The following is a 23277-nucleotide window of genomic DNA, read 5'->3' on the forward strand; positions in this document are numbered from 1 at the left end:
GTTTTCCGTCCCCGCCTACTTGCCCGCGGGGATCTGGAAGCGATACACCTTCGCCTTGTCCTTGTCCAGGAGCACCAGCGAGTCGTTGCTCATCGACACGTCCTGCAGCAGCGTCGGCACGCCCGCCGAGCCGATCGGCTTGCCGTCGAGGCCGTAGACGTAGGCGTTCCACGTGCCCTTGCCCGGCACGACGCTCTCGATGACGACCTTGTTGCCGTAGCCGGCGTAGGCGTCCTGGCTCGCCAGCCCCTGCCCCAGCACGACCTGGTCGTTGCCGGTCGCCGGATCGAGCACGGCCGCGTCGCCGACGATGTCGAACACGCCGTGACCGCCGACGAGCTTGCCGTCCATCACGACCCAGATGGGGTCCTCGGTGCCCGGGATGGTGCCGCTGCGATCACGGATCGACTGCTTGGTCCACTTGGCCTGGCCGTTGGTGGCGTCGATGGCGATGAGCACGTCCTTGCCCGAGGTCTGCGTGCCCGCGACGCAGACCAGCTTCTCGCCGCACGGGCGCACGTTGTCGACCTTCGTGCCGGACGGCGCCTTGAACTCCCACGCCTGCTGCCAGTTCCTGATGCTGTACGCCACCACGTTGCCGTCGGCCTCGCCCTTGAACATCGCCAGGTCGTTGTAGACGAGCCACGAGTTCGAGGACGAGTTCTTCTTGTAGGCGCCGGAGGCCGTCTGCTTGCCCGTGTTGAGGTCGATGGTCGCGGCCTTGGTGTCGCTGAGCAGCTGCACCGCGACCGCGCCGGCGCTCAGCGACTCCTGGAACGGCCAGAGGCTGGAGAACGTCAGCCCGTAGGTCGGCACGATGGTCGTGGCCGGGGTGTCGGAGGTCGGCCAGGTCAGCGCCGGCCTGGCCCCGCGGCCGGTGACGCGGTGGCTGTTCTGCTCGACGCCGGCCGACCACTTCGTCGTGCCGTCGGCGAGGTTGATCCGGTCGAGGGTCGGCTTGTTCCAGTCGCTGTGCTCCACCACCACGTCGGTGCCCAGGTAGACGAGGTCGGTCCGATCGCCCCAGGGCTTCGTCCACTTCGCGGTGTGCGTGGCCAGGTCGATGACCGAGCGCGACTCCTGCTTGCCGTCGCCGCCGAGCTTGGCGTCGTCCTTGCCGTCGACGATGAGCAGGCTGCCGACGACCTTCAGGGCGAGCTCGGCCGGCTCCGCCTGCAGCTGCACGGTCCAGATCTGCTTGCCGGCGGTCTCGTAGCCGGACACGACCGTCGCGCCCGCGTTGACCTGCGCGGTGAAGATGTTGCCGTTGCCGGCCGTGGTGGCGATCGCGCCGTCGGAGCTGAGCTGGATCACCTCGCCGGCCTTGAGCCCGTCGACCTGCCCCGGCCCGTCGGCGCCGGTGTCGAAGCCGGGGAAGCCGTTCTTGGCCGACTCGAACTGGTCGCCCATCCAGGTGAACAGGCGGTTGCCGCCGTAGACGCAGCCACCGATGACGGCCAGCACGATCACGAACGCGATCCAGGGCGCGCTGCTGCGGCGCTTGCGCGGCAGCACGACCGGGACGCCCACCCCGTAGGCCGGAGGCGGCGGGGCCATCGGCGGCGGGGCCATCGGCGGCGGGCCGGCCTGCTGCGGGACCAGCCGGGGCGGGATGGGCGGCGGAGCGCCCGCGGGGGAAGCGGGGGCCGCGGGGAACGCCATCGAGACCGGATACGCCGGGCTCCCCGACGGGGACACGGGCACGCCCGACACCGGGAAGCCCGTCGACGGCGTCGTCGGGGAGACGGGGCGGGGCGCGGGGGCCTGCTGGGGCCCCGGGGCCTGCTGCGGGCCCGCGGCACCGACGGCCAGGATGCCGCCGTAGGCCACCGGGAGCTCCGGCTGCTCGGGCACGACCGGCGCCACCCCGAAGCGGGCGTGCAGGCGGCTGGCCACGAGCGGGATCCGGCTGGACCCGCCGACGAGGAAGATGCCGGCGAGCTGGCGCACGTCGACGCCGGCCCGCTCCAGCACCCTGCGGGTCTCGTCCACGGCCCGGTCGATGAGCGGGCCGGCGACCCGCTCCAGCTCCTCGCGGGTCAGGTGGACGGCCTCGTCGGTGCCGGGCAGGTGCACGGGCGCGGAGGCGGCCCGGGAGAGCATCTCCTTGGCCGCGCGGACCTCGCTCCAGAACTCGCGGCGGTCGCGCTTGGCCGCGGTCGAGTCGGGGTTGGACAGCCGCTGCCACAGCTGCGGGTGGCGCAGGCTGATGAGCTGGCCGAGGTGGCCGACGAGGGCCGCGTCGATGTCGACGCCGCCGAGGTCGTCGAGGCCGCCGACGCCGAGGACCCGCAGCCCGTCGAACTCGCGGCGCACCACCGACACGTCCAGCGTGCCGCCGCCGAAGTCGAACACCGCCAGGCTCTGCAGCGGGGCGACCTGCTGGCCGAGGACGCTCAGGCAGTAGGTGGCGGCGGCGATCGGCTCGTCGACGAGGACCACGGGGCCGAGGCTGGCCGCCCGGGCCGCCTCCAGCAGCACGCCGCGGCGCTGGCCGCCCCAGTCGGCGGGGCAGGTGAGCACCGTCGAGCCGACCGGGTTCACCCCGGCCTGCAGCGACTCCTCCGCGGCCCGGCGCAGCAGCGAGGCGAGCATCTCCACGACGGTGACCTCGGCCGCGCCGAGCAGGACCGAGCCCTCGTCGACGCTGCGCTTCGGGTAGGGCTCGAACCGCTCCGGCGTCAGCTGGGAGAGCCGCTCCGCGTCCCGGCCCACGCTGAGCCGGCCCTGCTCGTCGGCGTAGATCCCGGACGGCATGACGGGCGAGCCGTCGAACAGCAGCGCCCGGGGAGCCTCGTCGCCGCGGCGCACGACGGCGACGGTGTGGCAGGTGCCCAGGTCGATCGCGAGACGATGGGTCGGGGTCGGGCCCACGCGCTCACCTCCAATGACCTCCGGGATGCTACGGCAGGGGTACGACAATTCCGATCGGCGGTTTGGGGTAGACAAGAACCTGACATTCGAGGAGGCGACCCCATGCGCGCGGTGGTATTCGGCGAGCACGGCGACCGTTCGGTCCTGACCGTCCAGGAGCGGCCCGACCCGGAGCCCGGCCCCGGCGAGGCGCTGGTGCTCGTCGAGGCCAGCGGCGTCAACTACATCGACGTGTACCAGCGCGACGGCACCTATCAGGTCCCGCTGCCGGCGGTGCTGGGCAGCGAGGGTGCCGGGACCGTGCTCTCCTTCGGCGACGGCGTGCGCGGCCTGGCCCCCGGCGACCGGGTGGCCTGGGCCGGCGTCCGCGGCAGCCACGCCGAGCAGGCGCTCGTGCCGGCCGACCGGCTCGTCCCGGTGCCCGGGGAGGTCACCACCGAGCAGGCGGCCGCGGTCATGCTGCAGGGCCTCACCGCGCACTACCTCACCCACGACTCGTTCGCGGTCCGGCCCGGCTGCACGGTGCTCGTGCACGCCGCCGCCGGCGGGATGGGGCGGCTGCTGACCAGGATCGTCACGCACCTCGGCGGCCGGGTCGTCGCGACCGCGTCCACGCCCGGGAAGCGGGAGCTGGCCCTGGCCGCGGGCGCGGTCCGCGCCGTGCCCTACGCCGGGGCGCTGGACGCCGTGCGCGAGGTCACCGGCGGCGCGGGCGCCGACGCGGTGTACGACGGCGTCGGCGCGGACACGTTCGACACCAGCCTCGAGGCCCTGCGCCCGCGGGGCACCCTGGTGCTGTTCGGCGCGGCGAGCGGCAAGGTCGCGCCGTTCGACCCGCTGCGCCTGATGGCCGGCTCGTATTTCCTGACCCGGCCGACCCTCGGACATTTCATCGCGTCCCGCGCGGAATTGCTCGAACGCGCGGAAACGCTGTTCGGCTGGGTGGCCGCCGGCATTGTGGACGCGGCCGCCACGGGGCGCTATCCGCTGGACGCGGCGGCGGACGCATATGCCGCACTGGAGGGCCGCCAGTCCACCGGAAAGCTGCTCATTGTTCCGTGATCATGGTCTCACCGCAGGAGCCTGGCGGAATTCGCGGCGCGGCGCTGCAGTACACCTTCCATGGTTCAGGGCCGTCGGCGGCGCGAGCAGGCTGAGGCCGAGCGTTGCCGGCGCGGCGGTCCACATGGGCTGAGGCCCCTCGAACTGCGGCCCGGTGGACCACCCTCCCCGCCGAGGTCCGCGCCCGCCGCGGCTCGCCCGGTCACGAACCCGGGCGAGCCGCGGTCCTCATGTGCGGCTCAGCGCATGCCGGCGTCGCGCAGCAGCTCGGCGACGAGCGGCTCCGGCTCGACGGCGAGCCCCTTGCCCGTGAACCAGCGCGCCACGTTGGCCACGTCGCGGGCGAGGAACTCGGCCCCGTTGGGGTTGCCCACCACGTCGACGATCTGCGGCAGGTCGATAAGGACCAGCCGCTCGCCGTCGACGAGCAGGTTGTACGGGGACAGGTCGCCGTGGGCCACGCCGGCCCGGGCCAGCACCCGCAGCGCGTCGGCGAGCTGCTCCCACAGCGACGCCAGCTGCGCCCGGGAGGGCCGGGTCTGGGCAAGTCTGGGTGCGGCCGTACCGTCGGGATCCCCCACGAACTCGAGCATGAGCTCGGTGCCGAGCAGCTGCACGGGGTACGGCACGCAGACCCCCAGCGCCCAGAGCCGCCCGAGCGCCGCGAACTCCGCGGCCGCCCACTGCCCGGCGATCGCCTCGCGCCCGAAGGCGGTGCGGCTCGCCATCGCGCGGGTGACGCGGGACTCGCGGACGCGGCGGCCCTCGAGGTAGCCGGCGTCGCGGTGGAACATGCGGTGCTCGGCGGAGCGGTAGCGCTTGGCCGCCAGCAGTGATCGGGAGCCGGCGGTGTCCGAGCCGGGCACGGCCCGCTCGACGAGATGGACGTCGGCCTCCTTGCCGGTCTTGAGCACGCCGAGCTCGGTGTCCCGGGCGGCGAGCGACGTCACCACCCAGCCGGGGCGGGGCTCGGGGCCGTGCAGCACGCCGGGGGCGTCCCAGGTCGTGTACTGCCCCTCGTCGCCGGACGGATCGTCCGACGTGTCCCACGCCGTGTCGAAGTCGTGGGAGAGGCGCTTCAGAAAAGTCGGGTCGTCGTCGTCATCGAAGCGACGACGGCGTGGTGCGGCGAAGTCATGGTCGCGCAACGCGAGTGCTCCTGAGTCGGAAGGGTCAACGGGTTGTCGGGCATGCGAAAACGCGCCATGACGGCAGCCATGCGAATCAACCCCCCTTCCGTCTCGAAGTCGGGGACAGCTTGCGGTACACCCGGATCGGGCGCAACCGAATTTCTCAGCGGGAGGCCATGACCTCGGCGATCGCGGCGATCACGCCGTCGGCCGACCGGGTCGGCGCGTAGCGCCGCTCGATCCACTCGCGCCCGCGGTGCAGCCAGACGCTGCGCATCCCGGCCGCGTCCGCCCCGCCGATGTCGGCCTCGGGGCTGTCGCCGATCATCCACGCGCCCGACAGGCGCATCCGGGCCCGCTCGGCCGCGATGGCGAAGATGCGCGGGTTCGGCTTGCGCACGCCCGCCTCCTCGGAGATGACCCAGTCGGCGAGGTACCGGTCCAGGCCGGTCTTGCGCAGCTTCTCCTCCTGCTGGCGGGACTCGCCGTTGGTCACGACCACCGGCACCCAGCCGGAGTCCTCGGCGATCGCGAGGGCGCACGCGGTCAGCGGGTCGAGCCGGATCCGGTCCATGATCGCCTGGCGGATCTCCTCGACGAGGTCGAGCGCGCTGTACCGCAGCCCGTAGCGCTCCCGCAGCCCCTCGGCCACGTCCCACGCCGATCCCATGCCGTCCGCGTCCACCGAGAGCAGCCACTCGAGGTCGTATTCGGGCGCGCCGATCTCCGCGAGGAACCCGCTCGCCCACGCGCGGAACGCCCCAGCCCTGTCCAGCAGGGTGTCGTCCAGGCTGAGCAACAACAGGGGCACGCGGGCAGGGTACGTGACGAGCCCCATATCGAACAGATCCTCATGTTCTCGCTGGGCTCGACAAATGCCCGCAAAACCGGGCCAAACGGCGGGAAGAAACACGGGCGAAACGACCCTGTTCGCAAACCGTATGTACGGCTTGCATAATCGACAGGTGCCCCGGGTGAGCCAGGACCAGCTCGACGCGCGCCGGAAGGAGATCCTCACCGGCGCGCGGACATGCTTCGCCCGCCACGGCTACGAGGGCGCGACCGTGCGGCGGCTCGAGGAGGAGATCGGCCTGTCCCGCGGGGCGATCTTCCACCACTTCCGCGACAAGGACTCGCTCTTCCTGGCCGTCGCCGAGGACGACGCCGCCACCATGGTAGCGACGGTCGCCGAAAACGGCCTGGTCCAGGTGATGCGCGACCTGCTGGCCTCGGCCGACGCCTCCGACACCGGCGGGTGGCTCGGCAGCCAGCTCGAGGTGTCGCGGCGGCTGCGCACCGACCCTGAGTTCGCCAAGCGCTGGGCGGCCCGCTCCGAGGCCGTCGCCGCCGCCACCCGCGAGCGCCTCCAGCGCCAGCTCGAGGCCGGCGTCCTGCGCGACGACGTGCCCATCGGCATCCTGGCCCAGTTCCTCGAGCTCGCCTACGACGGGCTCGTCCTGCACCTGGCGACCGGCCGGCCGGTCGCCGACCTGGAGGCCGTGCTGAATCTGGTCGAGGCGGCGGTACGGCGTAACTGAGCGGTGGCCATCGGCCACAAGGTTTCCTCAAGTGTCCGACCGGCGAGATGCCCCGCTCGACAACCACACCCACACTGAGCGCATGACGACATCGATCGTGGCGGGGCCGGGTGACACCTGGGGCATCCCGGGCCCGCAGTTCCTGTGGCTGTACTTCGGCCTCGCCGCCGTTGCGATCGTCGGCGTGCTCATCTGGCGACGCTCGATCACGGGCGGCCCGTCGTTGCGCAATGCCCGCGACCTCACCCCGACCCAGGCCGCGCTGATCAACGGGGATCGCCGCCTCGCCGTCTACAGCTCCCTCGCCGCCCTGCGCGCCGCCGGCTGCATCGAGAGCGACAAGCGCGGATACCTCCGCCAGACCGCCCTCCCGCCGACCGGCGCCTCCGAACTGGACCGCGCCGTGCACGCCCTCACCCGCAACGGCATCTCCACCACCGGCGTGCTCACCCACGCGACCGTCCGCGCCGTGCTCGACCGCACCGAGGCCGAGCTGGCCCAGGGCGGCTGGATCCTCGACGCCGAGGCCCGCCGCGCCGTGCGCATGGGCGCCCTGGTGGTCTTCGCCGTCGTCGCGCTCGGCATCATCCGCGTCTTCGCCGGCATCAGCAACGACCGGCCGGTCACCAACCTCGTCCTGCTCATCATCCCCGTCACCGTGGTCGCGTTCGTGCTGCTGTCGGCCCCGCGGGTCTCCGCCGCGGGCAAGAAGCAGCTCAACCGGATGCGCGCCGCGGTGCGCCACCTCGCGCCGAGCCAGAAGCCGTCGTGGAACACCTACGGCCCGCAGGCCGCGGCCCTGAGCGTCGGCCTCTTCGGCGTCGGCGCGTTCTACCTCGCCGACCCGGCGTTCGCGGCCGGGGCCGAGCTGCAGCGCAACATCGCGCAGACCGGCACCGGCTACTACTCCAGCTCCAGCGACTCCTCGTCCTCCAGCACCTCCTCGTGCTCGAGCAGCTCGAGCTGCTCCAGCGGGTCCAGCTGCGGTGGCGGGTCCAGCTGCGGCGGCGGAGGATGCGGGGGATGACCGGTCCCGCATACGGCGTCGGCATCGGCTGGCGCCCCGAGATCTCCGGCTACGTGGCCGGCCTGCCCGGCCTGCGCTTCACCGAGGTCGTCGCCGAGTCGATCCACACCCACGCACCCCTGCCCGACGCGCTCGCCGAGCTCGTCGGGCGGGGGGTCCGCGTGATCCCGCACGGCGTCAAGCTCTCCCTGGGCGGGGCGGAGCCGATCGCCGACGAGCGCGCCGCCCACCTCTACGAGTGCGCCCGGCTCCTCGACGCGCCGATGGTCAGCGAGCACATCGCCTTCGTCCGCGCCGGCGGCATGGAGGCCGGGCACCTCCTGCCGGTCCCGCGCACCCGCGAGTCGGTGGACGCGATCGTCGCCAACGTCCGGCGGGCCCAGGCCGCGCTGGGCGGCGTACCGCTGGCCCTGGAACCCATCGCCGCCCTGTTCGACTGGCCGGACGCGGAACTCACCGAGGCCGAGTTCCTGACCGAGATCCTCGACCGCACCGGGTGCGCGCTCCTGCTCGACATCGCCAACGTGTACGCGAACGCCCGCAACCGCCACGAGTCCCCGGCGGATTTGCTCGACGCGCTGCCCCTCGATCGGATCGCGTACGTGCACGTCGCCGGCGGCATGGAACACGGCGGCTACTACCACGACACCCACACCGACGCGATCCCGTCCGAGGTCCTCACCCTGGTGAAGGAGCTCTGCGCCCGCACGACCCCGCCGGCCCTGATGCTGGAGCGCGACGGCGACTATCCCCCCGCCGCGTCCCTCACGGCCGAGCTCGACGCCATCGCGGAGGCGGCCGGATGGCCGACCATCACCTGACCGGCCTCGCCGGGCAGCAGCAGGCGCTGGTCGCGTCCCTGGTGGCCGGCGGCGAGCTGCCGCCGGGCTTCGACGGGCCGGCGGTCCAGGCCACGCGCGTGGCGCTGCGCCGCAAGCGGGCCGGCGAGGTGGCCCGGGCGTGGCCGCTGCTGGCCGCGTCGTACGGGGAGTCCTGGCCGGCGACGTTCGCCGCGTGGGCGGAGGGACGGCCCCCGAACGGCTCGCTGCGCGACGGCTGGGACTTCGCCCGCGCGACGGGCGCCTCGCTGCCGGAGTTGGCGCGGGAAGAGCTGGCGGAGCGCGAGTCGGCCTTCACGTACGACGGGGAGTCGGCCCCGGTCCCCCGTCGCCGCGGAGGCCTCTGGTCCCGCCTGCGCCGCCGCTGAGATCCCCTGCCTCCCCGCCTGTCCATCCCGTTGTGCCCTGGTCCGGGTCGGGCTTGGCGTCCTAGGAGGCTAGGTTGTCACCTCCCCCTCCGCTAGGGTCGGCGCCATGGATCTCGGCCTCACCGACCGCGTGTACGTCCTGACCGGCGCCTCCCGCGGCCTCGGCTTCGCCACCGCCCAGGCCCTGACCGCCGACGGCGCCCGGGTGGTCGTCTCCGGCCGCACCGAGCCGGCCGTCAGGGCCGCCGTCGCGGCCTTGGGCCCGGACCGCGCCGAGGGCCTGATCGCCGACCTCGCCGCCCCGGACACCGGCGACCGCCTCGTGGCCGCCGCCCGCACCCGCTTCGGCCGCCTCGACGGCGCGCTGATCTCCGTCGGCGGCCCGCCCCACGGCGGCGTGCTGGAGTCGGCCGAGGACGCCTGGCGGACCGCGTTCGAGACGATCTTCATGGGCACCCTGCGCCTGTCCCGCACCCTGGCCGCGGCGCTGGGCACCCGCGAGCCCGGCCACGACGCCGCCATCGGTCTGGTGCTTTCCTCATCGGTACGGCAACCGCTGCGCAACCTCGCCATCTCCAACGGCCTGCGTCCCGGGCTGGCCGGCTTCGCCAAGGATCTGGCCGGTGAACTGGCCCCGCGCGGCATCCGGGTCTTCTCCCTGCTCCCCGGCCGCTTCCTCACCGACCGCAACCGCGAGCTCTTCGACGCCGCCGAGGACCCGGCACGCGCCGAGGCCGAGGCCGCCGCGGCCGTCCCGCTGCGGCGCATCGGCACCCCCGCCGAGTTCGGCCGCGTGGCCGCGTTCGCGCTCTCCCCCGCCGCGTCCTACCTCACCGGCGTCGCCGTCCCGATCGACGGCGGGAGCATCGCGGGCATCTGACGGTGCCCGATTCCGGACAGTACGAACCCGAACGACAGCTCCCGGACGAAGATCCCAGCACGACGGAATCCGAAGCTCAACGCCCTGCCGCCCGTCGACCGGGACAGATCGGTTGGACGCGAACGACAGGATCCGAACGATCTGCCCCACCTTGTATCAGGAACAACCAGCCCGTCCTCATGTCACCTGAAACGGGCGCCGCCACCACCCCCAGCCGGCGGCGCCACAGCGGGGACGGAGACACACCATGCACCCACGAGCCACCCGGTTGCGCACCGCGTCCACCGGCCGGACGGGCCCCAGACCAGCCCGGTCATGACCGCCGCCTCCGACGACGAGGACGAGGCCCTGCTGGCCGAGCTGCGCCGCGTGTTCGCCGCGCTCGACCCGCTCCCCGCGGCCCCGCCTCCCACCGCGGCCCCACCGGCGGCCCGGCCACCCCGCCCGGCCGGGTACGCCCCGACACCACCGGACGACTCCCCCGACCGGGCCCGACCCGCGGGCCTCGGCCTCGACGCGCCCGGCCGGTCCGATCAGCCGGGTGCCGGCCGGGGCCGGCTCGCGTGGGACGACTTCGAGCTGCGGCGCTCGGCATCCAGCTCCGCGCGGCACTCGGCAACCGGCCCGGCAGCGAGTCCGGGAGCGGGTCCGGCAGCGAGTCCGGCAAAGGGTGCGGCAGCGGGTTCGCTGCGGGATTCGGGCGAGCGCGGCCGGTCACTGCCGCCGGTCAAGGGTTCCCCGCAGCCCCCCCGCGCGCCGACCGGGCCCGCCCGCGCCGTAGCGGTCCGATTTGTGCGTTTGAGCGAGGGGCGCCGATTGAGCGAGGCCGCTTGCCCAACCGCGGCCACCCTCCGTGACGCCACCCGTGCGTAAGGTCCACATCCGACCACGGGGGAACCATGAAACTCGCACTGTGCATCGGGATCAACGACTATCCCGGCACCGAGAACGACCTCGCCGGCTGCCGCAACGACGCCGACGACTGGGCCGCCGCGCTGGTCGCCCGCGGCTTCGACACCCGGCTGCTGCTCGACGCGTCCGCCACCGGCGCCGCGATCCGGGCGAGCATCCGCGACCTGCTGGCCAACACGACCGACGGCGACGCGGTCGTCATCACGTACTCCGGCCACGGCACCTGGCTCCCTGACGCCGACGGCGACGAGCCCGACCACCGCGACGAGGCCATCTGCCCGCACGACATCGCCGCGAACGGCCCCCTGCTCGACGACGAGCTGCACGACATGTTCGCCCTGGCCGCCCCCGGCGTGCGTACGGTCCTGATCTCCGACTCCTGCCACTCGGGCACCCTGACGAGGCTGCACCACCCGATCGGCGACCACCCGTCACGCACCCGCTTCCTGCCGCCGGCCACGTTCCTGCCACCGCACCAGCACCTGCGCGCGGCCCAGCTCCCGCCCGCCCACCTGACCCCGCGAACGCCCCTCACCCCGAGCACGCACCTCGCTTCACCCGCACACCGCCACCCCGACCCGGCCACGCACCTCGACCTGGCCACGCACTCCGACCCGGCCACGTACCCGGACCCGGCCACGCACCCCGACCCCTCCACGCACCCCGACCCGGCCACGCACCCCGACCCCGCCGCGCACCTCGACTCGGCCGGGCACAGCGACTCGGCCGGGCACAGCGACTCGGCCGGGCACCACCGGCCCGCCCCGTACGCGACCCCGAAACCGCTGACACCCGCGTCCGGCACGGAGCCCCGCGACAGCGACACCGCGGCGAGCTGGCCCGGGCCGAGCCCCGCGGCCCGGCGGGCGCCGGCCGACCGCCGCCCGACGGCCCTGCTCCTGGCCGGCTGCCGCGACACCGAGTACTCCTACGACGCCACCTTCAACGACCGCCCCAACGGCGCCTTCACCTACGTCGCACTGTCGACCCTGGCCCAGCTCGCCCCCACGGCGACGTACCGCGACTGGATGCGCGCGATCCGCACCATGCTCCCGAGCCAGGACTACCCGCAGACCCCGGCCCTGCAAGGGACCAAGGAACAGCTCGCCTGGCCCCTGCTCGGCTGACCCGCGACACGACGAGGCTGCCCTCCGCGTCCGGGCTCGCCGAGGACGCGGAGGGCAGCAACGGGCCGCCAAGGGAGGAGGAACCGGCGGCCGCCATTCGCCATCGCCCCGCCGCGAACCGTAGTCGCAGCGGGCAGGACGGGCGGTGCCGGAGCGGCGGCGGCCGGCTCGTCCTCCCGCGAGCGGCGAGAGCCGCCTAGGCGGTCGCGGTCGGGCGGGGCAGTGGTGAGTCGACGCTGGGCAGTGGGGAGTCGAGGCTGGGCAGCGGGGAGTCGACGACGGCGAACTGGGTGCGGTACAGCTCCGCATACAGCCCGCCCGCCGCCACCAGAGCGTCGTGCGTCCCGCGCTCCACGATGCGGCCCGCGTCCACGACCAGGATCTCGTCGGCGTCGCGGATGGTGCTCAGCCGGTGCGCGATCACCAGCGCGGTGCGCCCGGCCAGGGCCTCGGCCAGGGCGCGCTGCACGGCCGCCTCCGACTCCGAATCGAGGTGGGCGGTCGCCTCGTCCAGGATCACGATCGACGGGGCCTTGAGCAGCAGCCGCGCGATCGCGATGCGCTGCTTCTCGCCGCCGGAGAAGCGGTAGCCCCGCTCCCCCACCACCGTGTCGAGGCCGTCCGGCAGCGACTCCACGAGGTCGCCCACCTGGGCCCGCCGCAGCGCCGTCCACAGCTCCTCGTCCGTCGCCCCCGGCTTGGCGTAGCGCAGGTTCTCGGCGATGGTCTCGTGGAACAGGTGCGAGTCCTGGGTGACGACGCCGATGGTGTCGCGCAGCGACTGCAGCGTCGCCTCGCGCACGTCGACGCCGCCGACGAGGACCGCGCCGCCCGTCGCGTCGTACACCCGCGGCAGCAGCATCGCCGTCGTGGACTTCCCGGCGCCGGAGGGGCCGACGAGCGCGACCATCCGGCCGGGCGCCACGCTGAACGACACGCCCCGCAGCACCTCCTCGGTGACGGTGCGGTCGAGCGCGGCGACGTCCTCGAGCGAGGCGAGCGAGATCTCGGCGGCCGACGGGTACCGGAAGCGGACGTCGCGGAACTCGACGGTCGCCGCGCCGCGGGGGATCTCGCGGGCGTCCGGCCGCTCGGCGATCGACGGGGCCAGGTCGAGCACCTCGAAGACACGCTCGAAGCTGACCAGCGCGCTCATCACGTCGACGCGCACGTTGGACAGGGCCGTCAGCGGACCGTACAGCCGGGTGAGCAGCAGGGCGAGCGTCACCACGGTGCCGGCGGTGATGCGGCCGTGCACGGCGAACCAGCCGCCCAGGCCGTAGGTGAGCGCCTGGGCCAGCGAGGCCACGAGCAGCATGCTGACGAAGAAGACGCGGCTGAACATCGCGGTCTGGATGCCGATGTCGCGCACCCGCCCGGCCCGCTCGGCGAAGCGCTCGGCCTCGTCGTCGGGGCGGCCGAAGAGCTTGACGAGCAGGGCGCCGGCGACGCCGAACCGCTCGGTCATGGTGGCGTTCATCTTCGCGTCGAGCTGGTAGGCCTCGCGGGTGATCGCGGCCAGCCGCTTGCCGACCCGGCGCGCGGGCAGGATGAACAGCGGCAGCATCACCAGCGAGATGAGGGTGATCTGCCACGACAGCGTGAGCATCACGGCCGCGGTGAGCACGAGCTGGATGACGTTGCTGACCACGCCCGACAGGGTCGAGGTGAAGGCGCGCTGGGCGCCCTGCACGTCGTTGTTGAGCCGGCTCACCAGGGCGCCGGTCTGCGTGCGGGTGAAGAACTGCAGGGGCATGCGCTGCACGTGGTCGTACACCAGCCGGCGCAGCGCGAGGATGATGCCCTCGCCGATGCGTGCGGAGTACCACCGCTGGGCGAGCGACAGCAGCGCGTCGACGATCGCGAGCCCGCCGATGATCAGCGCGATCCGCACGACCGCGGCCCCGGCGTCGGGCCCGCCGCGGCCGATTTTGTTGACGACGTCGCCGGCGAGGTAGGGGGTCGCGACCCCGATGCCGGCCCCGATCACGACCGTGAGCAGGAAGACGGCGATGTCGCGCCGATAGGGCCGGGCGAAGCGCAGGATGCGCCTGGTCGTGTCGCGGCCGAGCTTCTTGCCGGCCAGCTCATCGGCCTTGCGCAGCGAGCGCAGGGTCTCCCACCCCGTCATGCTGCTCATCGGCGAGGACATTGCCGCACACCCCCGAACAAAAGAAGTACCTGCCGGGTGATTGTGCCCGGCAGGTACGACAACTTTCGGAGGCCGCCGCGGCTTCCCGGTAGCGACCAGGCCTTTGGTCCTAGGACCATCGGGCCAGGTCGCGGCTCACTCGCCGCGACCGGTCAGGTCGGCGATCCGCCGCAGCTGCGCCGCGCGCTCCGCGGCCTCCTGCTCGGCGAACGTGTGCGCCGCGGCCTGCGCCAGCAGCGCCTTGATCTCGATCACCGCGTCCCGCGGGCCGGCGAGCACGGCGGCCGCGAGGTCCTTGGCGGCGTCGTCGAGCTCGTCCCGCGGTACGACCACATTGGCCAGGCCGATCTGGGACGCCTCGGCGGCCGTCACCCTTCGCCCGGTGACGCACAGCTCGAGCGCCCGGGCGTAGCCGACCAGCTCGACCAGGCGCTTGGTGCCGCCCAGGTCGGGCACGAGGCCGAGCTTGATCTCGGCCATGCTGAACGAGACGTCCTCGGCCGCGACACGGAAGTCGCAGGCGAGGGCCACCTGGAAGCCCGCCCCGATGGCGTGGCCCTGCACCGCGGCGATCGAGATGAGCGATGGCCGGCGCAGCCAGGCGAACGCCTCCTGGAAGCCCGCGATGCGGGCGTCGGAGTCCGGACCGGCGGCGATCTCGCCGAGCATCGCGGTCGCGGCGGTGGTGTCGAGCCCGGCTGAGAAGGCCCGTCCCTCGCCGCGGACGATGACGACGCGGATGTCACCCGGCAGTGTCCGACCGAACTCGCGCAGATCGGCCCAGAGGGCGGGGGTCTGCGCGTTGAGAACCTGGGGCCGGCACAACGTCACCGTCGCGACCGGCCCGTCGAGGTCGAAGCGCGCCTCACCCGACTCGGGTGCGGCGCTTGCCGAGAAGGGGTTGGCGCTCACGCCTTCTTGCGGCGGCGCGCGCCGCCACGCTGGCGAAGCTGAACGCCGGATTCGGTCAGCACACGGTGCACGAATCCGTAGGAACGGCCGGTGGAAGCGGCGAGTGCACGGATACTCTCACCGTTGGTGTACCGCTTCACGAGGTCCTTCGCCAGCGTCTGCCTTTCGGCGCCGATGATCCGGCGACCCTTCTCGGTGCTGGTGGTGGCGGTGGCTGCCATGCTGATCCCTCACGTCCCAGACAGAGCGGTTGGTGCGGTCCCACCTATTAGACCGCCTCGAACGATCATGCGCTAGATATCGACGGGGCGCCAACCGACACGCAGAGCATTGTCAGCTACCCGATACCGTGATGCACCGTGTTGAGCGAACCGTCCACGGCACCTCCAAACACTGCGCACCGTGAGCGCATCGATGCGCTGTGTTGGCTGCTCCTGGCCCTCGGCGGCCTCGCCCTGGCAGCGCTCGCGGTGCAGCTCGACGCCCGTCTGGGCACCGCCAGTGCCCCCTTCCTCGGCAGGTACAAGATCAGAATCGGTCTCGGATCGATGCTGGCACCCGCCGTCGCCGCCGGGACCCTCTGGGCCGCCGCGGCGGGCCGGTTCACCCGGTGGAGATGGCACGAAATTCAGCTTTTCGGGTACGCCGTAGGCCTGCTGTGGGCAATCGCTTTGGCGCTTGTCGATGGCTGGTCCGGCCTTACGAAAGCCTTGGGGTCTCCCGAGGAATACCTGGGGGACGTCGCACAGGTGGGCGACTCCCCACTCGCATACCTCAGACATTTCACGGCCGACGCGGCGTACCACTCGGTAGCATCGCGGGGCCATCCTCCGGGCCCCGTACTCTTTTTGTGGGCGCTGCAACGAATCGGCGTCGACGACCACATTGTGCTCGGTTTCCTGATCACCGCGGTATCGGTACTCACGATTCCCCTCGTGCTCGCCGCGGTGCGCGACTCGGTCGGCGAGGAGGCGGCGCGACGGTACCTGCCGGTGCTGGTCCTCGCCCCGTACGCCATCTGGACCGCGGTCAGCCTCGACGGCCTCGTCGCCGTGCTGGGCGCCGCGGCGATCGTTTCCGGCCTGCGCGCGAGCCGGCGCCGGGTGCGCGGCTGGGCGGCGACGGGCTGGGCGGTGCTGGCCGGTCTCCTGATCGGGGTGGCCGCGCTGTTCTCCTACTCCGCGCCGTGGCTCGGGCTCTCGCTGGTGTGTGTGTACTTCGCCCGCCGCCGCGCCTCCCTCAACGTCCTCAGCGGCGTGGGCGCGCTGCTGCCCGTCCTGGGCGCGCAGCTGCTCGGGTTCGGGTGGGCGGACGGCCTCGTGTCCGCGGAGACGGACTACGCGGCCCGGGTGGCGCCGTACCGCTCGGTGCTCTGGTGGAGCGCCATCAGCGTCGTCGTGCTCCTGCTGGCCGCCGGTCCGCCGCTGTTCGCCAGCGCCCGCAAGGTGCGCAACACCGCCATGTGGCCGTTCCTCGTGGGCGCGGGCGCGGCCGTGGTGTTCTCGATCACCGCGGGGCTGGCCCGGGGCGGGGTCGAACACGCCTGGCTGCCGTTCTTTCCCTGGCTCACGGTCGCGGCCGTGGCCCCGCAGCGCCCGGCCGGGGACCCGCCGCCTGCGCCGCTGCTGCTCGCGGGGCTGGGCGCGGTGGTCGCGGTGATCATCGAAGCCGTGCTCGTCACGCCCTGGTAGGACATGTCACCCGGCGGGGGAAAAATCCGAAATGTCGCGGCGCGGAGCGCCCGACATTTCGGCCGCGAGCGGGCTTCGAGCAGCCGGGCACCACAGGCAAAGCCGCCCACGAAGCCGCCGGGCGAGAACGTCGCGGCGCGAAGCCGCCGGGCGAGAACGTCGCGGCGCGAAGCCGCCGGGCGAGAACGTCGCGGCGCGAAGCCGCCGGGCGAGAACGTCGCGGCGCGAAGCCGCCGGGCGAGAACGTCGCGGCGCGAAGCACCCTAATGTCGCGGCGCGAAGCGCCCAACACTTCGCCCGCGAGCGGGCTTCGAACAGCCGGGCACCACGGGCAAAGCCGCCCACGAAGCCGCCGGGGCGAGAACGTCGCGGCGCGAAGCGCCCGCCATTGGACCTGCCCGGCGCGAAGGACCCGCCGCCCACGCCGCTGCCGCTCGCGGGCCTGGGCACGCTCGTCGCAGTGATCATCGAAGCCGCGTCCGTCACACCCTGGTAGGACATATCACCCGACGGGGGAAAAGTCCGAAATGTCGCGGCGCGCAGCGCCCGACATTTCGCCCGCAAGCACACTTCGAGCAGCCGGGCACAAAGGCGAAACAGCCCGAATCAGGCGAGCTCGACCAGCTCCAGCAGATCGTCGCTCCACGCGTCCTCCACCCCGTCGGGCAGCAGGATCGCGCGGTCCGGCTTGAGGGCCTGCACCGCCCCGGGGTCGTGCGTCACCAGCACGATGGCGCCGGGGTAACGGGCGATCGCGTCGAGCACCTGCTCGCGGCTGATCGGGTCGAGGTTGTTCGTCGGCTCGTCCAGCAGCAGGACGTTGGCGCCGGAGCAGACCAGGGTCGCCAGGGCCAGCCGGGTCTTCTCGCCGCCGGACAGGACGCCCGCGGGCTTGTCCACGTCGTCGCCCGTGAACAGGAAGGCGCCGAGGATCTTGCGCAGCTCGGTGTCGTTCTGCTCGGGCGCGGCCGAGCGCATGATCTGCAGGATGGTGCGGTCGACGTCGAGCTGCTCGTGCTCCTGGGCGTAGTACCCGCGCTGGAGGCCGTGGCCGGGGGTCACCTCGCCGGTGTCGGGGTCGAGCTCGCCGGCGAGCATGCGCAGCAGGGTGGTCTTGCCGGCGCCGTTGAGGCCGAGGATGGCCACGCGGGAGCCGCGGTCCACGGCGACGTTGACGTCCATGAAGATCTCGAGCGAGCCGTAGGACTTCGACAGGCCGCGCGCGGTCAGCGGGGTCTTGCCGCAGGACTTGGGCTCGGGGAAGCGGACCTTCGCCACCTTGTCGGCGGTGCGGACGTCCTCCAGGCCGTCCAGCATCCGCTCGGCGCGGCGGGCCATGTTCTGGGCCGCGACCGTCTTGGTGGCCTTGGCGCGCATCTTGTCGGCCTGGGCCATCAGGGCGCCGGCCTTCTTCTCGGCGTTGGCGCGCTCGCGGCGGCGGCGCTTCTCGTCGGTCTCGCGCTGCTGCTGGTACAGCTTCCAGCCCACGTTGTAGAAGTCGATCGTGGCGCGGTTGGCGTCGAGGTACCACACCTTGTTGACGATCGCGTCGAGCAGGTCGACGTCGTGGGAGATGACCACCAGCCCGCCCTTGTGGCTGGACAGGAACCCGCGCAGCCAGGTGATGCTGTCGGCGTCGAGGTGGTTGGTGGGCTCGTCGAGCAGCAGGATGCCGCCGCCGGTGGCGCTCGCGTCGCGGAAGAGGATGCGGGCCAGCTCGATGCGGCGGCGCTGACCGCCGGACATGGTGCCGATGGTCTGGCCGAGCACGCGGTCGGGCAGGCCCAGGTTGGCGCAGATGCGGGCGGCCTCGGCCTCGGCCGCGTAGCCGCCGAGCCCGGCGAACTGGTCCTCGAGCTGCCCGTACCGCCGGATCAGCCGCTCGTCGTCGCCCAGCCGCTCCTCGAGCGCCTTCATCTCGGCGTAGATGGTGTCGAGCCCGCGCGCGGAGAGCACCCGGTCGCGGGCCGTGACCTCGAGGTCGCCGGTGCGCGGGTCCTGGGGCAGGTAGCCGACCGGGCCGCGCCGGTCCACGCTGCCCGCGTGCGGGGTGCCCTCGCCCGCGAGCACCTTGAGGGTGGTGGTCTTGCCGGCGCCGTTGCGCCCGACGAGACCGATGCGGTCCCCGGGCTGCACGCGCAGGTTGATGTCACTGAGCAGGATGCGGGCGCCAGCGCGCAGCTCAAGGCTGTTGGCCGTGATCACAGCGGAACTCACTTTCCGGGCAGAGGAACGAAGACGGACTCCTGGTGTCAGACCGGAGTCACTCCCTCTGCGTGATCACGGCGATAGTCTACCGTGCGACCCGGGTGGCCCCGCCACACGATTACGTCACAAGATCAACGGGTACCTGCCGCTCAGCAGACGCCGGTCGATATCAACCCCCGAGGTGTGCGATGGAGTTCAACGACGACGCCGATCTCGACACCAGCCAGGTCAATGACCTGCGCGGGTCGGGCGGCGGCGGTGGAGGCGGTGGCTTCGGCGGCATCGGTGGCATCCCGATCCCGATCGGCGGCGGCCGCGGCGGCATCATCATCACGGTCATCATCCTGGCCGTGGTCCTCTGCGGCGGTGGCGGCCTCTTCGGCAGCGGGCTGCTCGGCGGCGGGGGCGGCGGCAGCGCCAAGCCCGACAACTCCGCGCTGAACCAGCAGTGTGACAAGTCGAACAAGGACCGCTTCAAGAACGCCGACTGCCGCAACGTCCTCTACATCAACTCCGTCCAGGCCTACTGGAAGACGGAGATGCCGCAGGCGTTCGGCAAGCAGTACCAGCCGGCCAAGACGAACTTCTTCAGCAGGTCCGTGAACACCGGGTGCGGCGCGGCCGACTCGGGTGTCGGGCCGTTCTACTGCCCGGCCGACAGCCAGGTGTACATCGACCTGACCTTCTACAACGAGCTCAACAGCCGCTTCGGCGCGTCGGGCGAGTTCGCGGCGCCGTACGTGCTCGCGCACGAGTACGGCCACCACATCCAGAACCTGCTCGGCACCAACGCCAAGGCGCAGCAGGGCTCCCAGCAGGGCGCCAGCTCCGCCTCGGTGCGCCTGGAGCTGCAGGCCGACTGCTACGCGGGCACCTGGGCCAACCACGCGACGGAGACCAAGGACCCGCAGGGCGACGCGCTGTTCAAGTCCATCACGGACCAGGACATCGCCGAGGCCGTCCAGACCGCCGAGGCCATCGGCGACGACACGATCCAGAAGAAGGCCGGCCAGAAGGTCAACCCGGACGGGTTCACGCACGGCACGTCGGCCCAGCGCAAGAAGTGGTTCACGCAGGGGTACAACACCGGCGACCCGCGCCAGTGCGACACCTTCAACACCAGCAACCTGTGATCCTGCAGCGACTGGAGCACCTCTTCGGCGCGGCCGCCGATCCCGGGCAGGCCGCGCCGATGCGTGCGTACATGCGGGACCGCTTCGAGTTCCTCGGCATCCCGAGCGTGCCGAGGCGCGAGCTGACCCTCGACGTCCTGCGCGGCCGGCCCCGCCCGGACGAGCCCGAGCTGCTGGCCACGGCCCGCGCGTGCTGGGAGCTGCCCGAGCGGGAGTACCAGTACTTCGCCTGCGACTACCTGCGCAAGCACGCGAAGGTGCTCACCCCGGCCGCGGTGCCCGTGCTGCGCGAGCTCATCACCACCAAGTCCTGGTGGGACACGGTCGACACGCTGGCGTCCAACGTCGTCGGCCCGCTCGTGCTGGCGCGCCCGGACTGTGTGTCCACCATGGACGCGTGGACGGCCGCGGGGACCGACCTGTGGCTGGTGCGCACGGCGATCCTCCATCAGCTGCGGTACCGCGAGGAGACGGACCGGGCCCGCCTCTTCGACTACTGCGACCGGTGGTCGGGCGAGCGGGACTTCTTCATCCGCAAGGGCATCGGCTGGGCGCTGCGGCAGTATGCCCGCACCGACCCGGCCGGGGTGCGCGCGTTCGTCGGCACCCACCCCGGCCTGTCCCCGCTGTCGGTGCGTGAGGCGCTCAAGCACCTGGGATGACGAGCAGCACGGCCAGCACCGCGATCACGGCGCTCGACACGATCGCCGACCAGAACCGGCCCCGGGTGCCGGTGAGCACCCGCCCGAGCAGCGACCCGCTCGCCGCCAGGAACAGCTGCCAGCTGGCCGACGCCACGAACGCGGCCGCGACCCACAGCGCCTCGGCCCCGGCCGAGAGCCCGTCGTCGGCGCGGCGCCCGAGCACGAGCGAGCCGAAGTAGACGATGGTGGCCGGGTTGAGCAGCGTGAGCCCGAGCAGCGTCAGGTAGGCCCGCCGCCCGTCGGTCTGGCGGGCCGTGGCGGCCTCGTGGCGGTGCCGCAGGGCGCCCGCGGCGGTCTTGCCGGCCAGGGCGAGCAGGACGGCGAACGCCACCCACCGCAGCACCCCGGAGACGGGCGCGATCACCCCGGCGAGCGCGGCTCCCCCGAGCACGGCGACGACGGCGTAGAGCCCGTCCGCGGTGGCCACCCCGAGCGCGGCGGCGGCCCCGACCCGCCAGGAGTGCCGGGACGCCAAGCCGACGATGAGCGCGCCGATCGCCCCGACGGGGATGGCGACGCCGTATCCGGCGAGCAGGCCGCTCACGACCGCCTCGCCCGGGCCGGCGCTCACGCCTGCTGCCGGGGGCTCGCCTCCATCAGGGCGACCGGTTCAGGGGGCGGCGGCGTGCGGCGGCGGGTCATGCGGCGATGATGGCGCCGCACGACCCGCGTCCGCCAGCGATTTAGACGTTGAAGCCGAGGGAGCGCAGCTGGTCGCGGCCCTCGTCGGTGATCTTGTCCGGGCCCCACGGCGGGAGCCAGACCCAGTTGATGCGGATGTCGGAGACCAGGCCGCCGCCGGGGCCGGTGGTCAGGGCCTGGCGGGCCTGGTCCTCGATCACGTCGGTCAGCGGGCAGGCCGCCGACGTCAGGGTCATGTCCAGCGTCGCGACGTTCTCCTCGTCGACGTGGATGCCGTAGACGAGGCCGAGGTCGACGACGTTGATCCCCAGCTCGGGGTCGACGACGTCCCTCATCGCCTCTTCGATGTCGGCCAGCGCCGCGGTCATGGGGTCTCCTCAGAAGGTGTGCCGACCGCCCGGGACAGGGCGTCCTTGTAGGCCATCCAGGGCAGCAGCGCGCACTTGACGCGCGCCGGGTATTGGGCGACGCCCGCGAACGCGACCGCGTCCTCCAGCACGTCCTCGTCGGGCTCGACCTGGCCCCGGCCGCCCATGAGCTCGGCGAAGGCCTCGTGCCGGCGCAGGGAGTCGGCGACCGTCGCGCCCTTGAGCAGGTCGTAGAGGACGCTGGCGGAGGCCTGGCTGATCGAGCAGCCCGTGCCCTCGTAGGACACGTCGGCGACGCTGCCGGCCTTGAGCTGCACGCGCAGGGTCACCTCGTCGCCGCAGGTCGGGTTGACGTGGTGCGCCTCGGCGTCGAAGGGCTCGCGCAGGCCGCGGCCGTGCGGGTGCTTGTAGTGGTCCAGGATGATCTCCTGGTACAGCTGGTCGATCTGCATCAGGCGAAGACCTTCCAGACCCGCTCGACCCCGCGGACGAGGGCGTCGATCTCGTCGTTGGTCGTGTAGAGGTAGAACGAGGCGCGGGTGGTGGCCGGCACCCCGAAGCGCACGCACGTGGGGCGGGCGCAGTGGTGGCCGACCCGCACCTGCACCCCCTCGTCGTCGAGGATCTGGCCGACGTCGTGCGGGTGGACGCCCTCGACGGTGAACGAGATCGTGGCGCCGCGGTCCTGGGTGGACGCCGGGCCGATGATCCGCACGTAGGGCAGCGAGGCGAGCGCCTCCAGGGCGTAGGCGGTCAGCGCCTTCTCGTGCGCGACGACGTTGTCCATGCCGACGCCGGCGAGGTAGTCCACGGCCGCGCCGAGCCCGACGGCCTGCGCGATCGGCGGCGTGCCGGCCTCGAAGCGCGCGGGCGGCGGCATGAACGTGGTGCCGGTCATCGACACCGTCTCGATCATCGAGCCGCCGCCGAGGAACGGGGGCATCGCGTCGAGCAGCTCGAAGCGGCCCCACAGCGCGCCGATGCCGGTCGGGCCGAGCATCTTGTGCCCGGTGAAGGCGACGAAGTCGGCGCCGAGCGCGGCCACGTCGACGGGCACGTGCGGCACCGACTGGGAGCCGTCGAGCAGCACGAGCGCGCCGGCCGCGCGGGCCTTGGCGACGAGCAGCTCGACCGGGTTGATCGTGCCCAGGATGTTGGAGTAGTGCACGACCGACACGAGCTTGGTGCGCTCGTTGATGAGCTCGTCGATGGTGCTCAGGTCCAGCCGGCCCTCGTCGGTGAGGCCGAACCAGCGCAGGGTCGCGCCGGTGCGCTTGGCGAGCAGCTGCCAGGGCACGATGTTGGAGTGGTGCTCCATCTCGGTCACGACGATCTCGTCGCCGGGGCCGAGCCGCAAGCGCGGGTCGTCGGCGTCGCTCGTGAAGGCGTGCGCGACCAGGTTGATGGCCTCGGTCGAGTTCTTCGTGAAGACGATCTCGGCCGCCGACGGGGCCCCGATGAAGCCCGCGACGCGCGCGCGGGCCCCCTCGAAGGCCTCCGTCGCCTCGGTGCCCAGCGTGTGCACCGAGCGGGCCACGTTCGCGTTGTGCCGTTCGTAGTGCTCGCGGATCGCGTCGATCACCTGGCGCGGCTTCTGCGAGGTGTTGCCCGAGTCGAGGTACACCAGCGGCTTGCCGTTGACGGTGCGATCGAGGATCGGAAAGTCCTTGCGAACCGACTCAACGTCGAGGGCGGTCATGTATGGGCCTT

General features: G+C 72.6%; 20 protein-coding genes and 1 pseudogene. 10 read left to right on the top strand and 11 right to left on the bottom strand.

Translation table 11 applies throughout. The features are described from left to right. Window positions 1-15: 15 nt before the first annotated feature. Window positions 16-2874 carry an Hsp70 family protein gene (locus AC6JBM_RS34155; protein ID WP_497978108.1) on the bottom strand — a complete coding sequence of 953 codons (2859 nt, stop codon included), beginning with the start codon at window positions 2872-2874 and terminating at the stop codon, window positions 16-18. Window positions 2875-2976: 102 nt separating this feature from the next. Here AC6JBM_RS34155 and AC6JBM_RS34160 point away from each other — a divergent pair, with 102 nt between their 5' ends. After that, window positions 2977-3936, top strand: coding sequence for a quinone oxidoreductase family protein (locus AC6JBM_RS34160; RefSeq protein WP_497978109.1), 960 nt, complete (start codon window positions 2977-2979; stop codon window positions 3934-3936). Between the two features lie 239 nt (window positions 3937-4175). On the opposite strand, the gene AC6JBM_RS34165 is transcribed toward AC6JBM_RS34160, so the two are convergent. Together AC6JBM_RS34165 and AC6JBM_RS34170 are read right to left on the bottom strand one after the other, a co-directional pair. Beyond that, entirely contained in the window at window positions 4176-5084 is a 909-nt protein-coding gene (locus AC6JBM_RS34165; protein WP_497978110.1) for a serine protein kinase RIO, read from the bottom strand. 145 nt (window positions 5085-5229) lie between these two features. Next, on the bottom strand, window positions 5230-5877 hold the full coding sequence (locus AC6JBM_RS34170; protein ID WP_350615256.1) for an HAD family hydrolase: 648 nt from the start codon (window positions 5875-5877) through the stop codon (window positions 5230-5232). Window positions 5878-6031: 154 nt separating this feature from the next. Between AC6JBM_RS34170 and AC6JBM_RS34175 the strand changes: the two genes are divergently transcribed. The 6 genes from AC6JBM_RS34175 to AC6JBM_RS34200 all read left to right on the top strand — a co-directional run bounded on the left by AC6JBM_RS34175 (window position 6032) and on the right by AC6JBM_RS34200 (window position 11757). Next, entirely contained in the window at window positions 6032-6604 is a 573-nt protein-coding gene (locus AC6JBM_RS34175) for a TetR/AcrR family transcriptional regulator (protein ID WP_497978111.1), read from the top strand. 82 nt (window positions 6605-6686) lie between these two features. Then, on the top strand, window positions 6687-7631 hold the full coding sequence (locus AC6JBM_RS34180) for a TIGR04222 domain-containing membrane protein (RefSeq protein ID WP_497978112.1): 945 nt from the start codon (window positions 6687-6689) through the stop codon (window positions 7629-7631). Further along, on the top strand, window positions 7628-8452 hold the full coding sequence (locus tag AC6JBM_RS34185; protein ID WP_497978113.1) for an MbnB/TglH/ChrH family RiPP precursor modification enzyme: 825 nt from the start codon (window positions 7628-7630) through the stop codon (window positions 8450-8452). Before AC6JBM_RS34180 ends, AC6JBM_RS34185 begins: the two co-directional genes overlap by 4 nt. Further along, complete coding sequence (locus AC6JBM_RS34190; RefSeq protein ID WP_497978114.1) at window positions 8434-8838, top strand: SCO6045 C-terminal-like domain-containing protein; 405 nt, start codon at window positions 8434-8436, stop codon at window positions 8836-8838. Before AC6JBM_RS34185 ends, AC6JBM_RS34190 begins: the two co-directional genes overlap by 19 nt. Window positions 8839-8944: 106 nt before the next feature. After that, complete coding sequence (locus AC6JBM_RS34195; RefSeq protein ID WP_497978115.1) at window positions 8945-9718, top strand: SDR family oxidoreductase; 774 nt, start codon at window positions 8945-8947, stop codon at window positions 9716-9718. An 899-nt stretch (window positions 9719-10617) separates the two neighbouring features. Then, complete coding sequence (locus tag AC6JBM_RS34200; RefSeq protein ID WP_497978116.1) at window positions 10618-11757, top strand: caspase family protein; 1140 nt, start codon at window positions 10618-10620, stop codon at window positions 11755-11757. A 196-nt stretch (window positions 11758-11953) separates the two neighbouring features. On the opposite strand, the gene AC6JBM_RS34205 is transcribed toward AC6JBM_RS34200, so the two are convergent. The 3 genes from AC6JBM_RS34205 to AC6JBM_RS34215 form a co-directional block, all read right to left on the bottom strand. Further along, window positions 11954-13909, bottom strand: a complete 1956-nt coding sequence (locus AC6JBM_RS34205; RefSeq protein ID WP_497978117.1) for an ABC transporter ATP-binding protein — start codon at window positions 13907-13909, stop codon at window positions 11954-11956. Window positions 13910-14044: 135 nt separating this feature from the next. Beyond that, on the bottom strand, window positions 14045-14821 hold the full coding sequence (locus tag AC6JBM_RS34210; protein ID WP_497978118.1) for an enoyl-CoA hydratase/isomerase family protein: 777 nt from the start codon (window positions 14819-14821) through the stop codon (window positions 14045-14047). Next, entirely contained in the window at window positions 14818-15042 is a 225-nt protein-coding gene (locus AC6JBM_RS34215) for a helix-turn-helix domain-containing protein (protein ID WP_223102223.1), read from the bottom strand. Before AC6JBM_RS34215 ends, AC6JBM_RS34210 begins: the two co-directional genes overlap by 4 nt. Before the next feature lie 666 nt (window positions 15043-15708). On the opposite strand from AC6JBM_RS34215, the gene AC6JBM_RS34220 reads away from it, so the two are divergent. After that, complete coding sequence (locus tag AC6JBM_RS34220) at window positions 15709-16512, top strand: hypothetical protein (RefSeq protein WP_497978119.1); 804 nt, start codon at window positions 15709-15711, stop codon at window positions 16510-16512. 606 nt (window positions 16513-17118) lie between these two features. On the opposite strand, the gene AC6JBM_RS34225 is transcribed toward AC6JBM_RS34220, so the two are convergent. Beyond that, window positions 17119-18717: an ABC-F family ATP-binding cassette domain-containing protein gene (locus tag AC6JBM_RS34225; RefSeq protein ID WP_497978120.1), complete on the bottom strand. Its 1599-nt coding sequence runs from the start codon at window positions 18715-18717 to the stop codon at window positions 17119-17121. 191 nt (window positions 18718-18908) lie between these two features. On the opposite strand from AC6JBM_RS34225, the gene ypfJ reads away from it, so the two are divergent. Continuing rightward, window positions 18909-19853, top strand: a complete 945-nt coding sequence (gene ypfJ / locus AC6JBM_RS34230; RefSeq protein WP_497978121.1) for a KPN_02809 family neutral zinc metallopeptidase — start codon at window positions 18909-18911, stop codon at window positions 19851-19853. Next, entirely contained in the window at window positions 19850-20515 is a 666-nt protein-coding gene (locus AC6JBM_RS34235; RefSeq protein WP_497978122.1) for a DNA alkylation repair protein, read from the top strand. Before ypfJ ends, AC6JBM_RS34235 begins: the two co-directional genes overlap by 4 nt. Here AC6JBM_RS34235 and AC6JBM_RS34240 read toward each other — a convergent pair. The 4 genes and pseudogenes from AC6JBM_RS34240 to AC6JBM_RS34255 all read right to left on the bottom strand — a co-directional run bounded on the left by AC6JBM_RS34240 (window position 20499) and on the right by AC6JBM_RS34255 (window position 23266). Next, window positions 20499-21128, bottom strand: a complete 630-nt coding sequence (locus tag AC6JBM_RS34240; RefSeq protein ID WP_497978123.1) for a LysE family transporter — start codon at window positions 21126-21128, stop codon at window positions 20499-20501. The two genes, AC6JBM_RS34235 and AC6JBM_RS34240, sit on opposite strands and share 17 nt — an antisense overlap. 112 nt (window positions 21129-21240) lie before the next feature. Next, window positions 21241-21561: pseudogene (locus AC6JBM_RS34245) on the bottom strand (metal-sulfur cluster assembly factor); the annotation flags it as partial. A 2-nt stretch (window positions 21562-21563) separates the two neighbouring features. Then, the gene (gene sufU / locus AC6JBM_RS34250; protein WP_350615236.1) at window positions 21564-22019 is read right to left on the bottom strand and encodes a Fe-S cluster assembly sulfur transfer protein SufU; all 456 of its coding nucleotides are present in this window, start codon (window positions 22017-22019) and stop codon (window positions 21564-21566) included. After that, a complete protein-coding gene (locus AC6JBM_RS34255; protein WP_497978124.1) occupies window positions 22019-23266 on the bottom strand; it encodes a cysteine desulfurase in 1248 nt (415 codons plus the stop codon). Before AC6JBM_RS34255 ends, sufU begins: the two co-directional genes overlap by 1 nt. Between the last annotated feature and the right edge of the window lie 11 nt (window positions 23267-23277).

This window comes from Dactylosporangium thailandense (genome assembly GCF_059739745.1).

Bases quoted from the DNA above. Each gene is read 5' to 3' on its own strand.
- AC6JBM_RS34160 (WP_497978109.1), top strand. From the start codon at position 2,977: ATGCGCGCGGTGGTATTCGGCGAGCACGGCGACCGTTCGGTCCTGACC.
- AC6JBM_RS34180 (WP_497978112.1), top strand. From the start codon at position 6,687: ATGACGACATCGATCGTGGCGGGGCCGGGTGACACCTGGGGCATCCCG.
- AC6JBM_RS34185 (WP_497978113.1), top strand. From the start codon at position 7,628: ATGACCGGTCCCGCATACGGCGTCGGCATCGGCTGGCGCCCCGAGATC.
- AC6JBM_RS34190 (WP_497978114.1), top strand. From the start codon at position 8,434: ATGGCCGACCATCACCTGACCGGCCTCGCCGGGCAGCAGCAGGCGCTG.
- AC6JBM_RS34195 (WP_497978115.1), top strand. From the start codon at position 8,945: ATGGATCTCGGCCTCACCGACCGCGTGTACGTCCTGACCGGCGCCTCC.
- AC6JBM_RS34200 (WP_497978116.1), top strand. From the start codon at position 10,618: ATGAAACTCGCACTGTGCATCGGGATCAACGACTATCCCGGCACCGAG.
- AC6JBM_RS34205 (WP_497978117.1), bottom strand. From the start codon at position 13,909: ATGTCCTCGCCGATGAGCAGCATGACGGGGTGGGAGACCCTGCGCTCG.
- AC6JBM_RS34215 (WP_223102223.1), bottom strand. From the start codon at position 15,042: ATGGCAGCCACCGCCACCACCAGCACCGAGAAGGGTCGCCGGATCATC.
- ypfJ (WP_497978121.1), top strand. From the start codon at position 18,909: ATGGAGTTCAACGACGACGCCGATCTCGACACCAGCCAGGTCAATGAC.
- sufU (WP_350615236.1), bottom strand. From the start codon at position 22,019: ATGCAGATCGACCAGCTGTACCAGGAGATCATCCTGGACCACTACAAG.
- AC6JBM_RS34255 (WP_497978124.1), bottom strand. From the start codon at position 23,266: ATGACCGCCCTCGACGTTGAGTCGGTTCGCAAGGACTTTCCGATCCTC.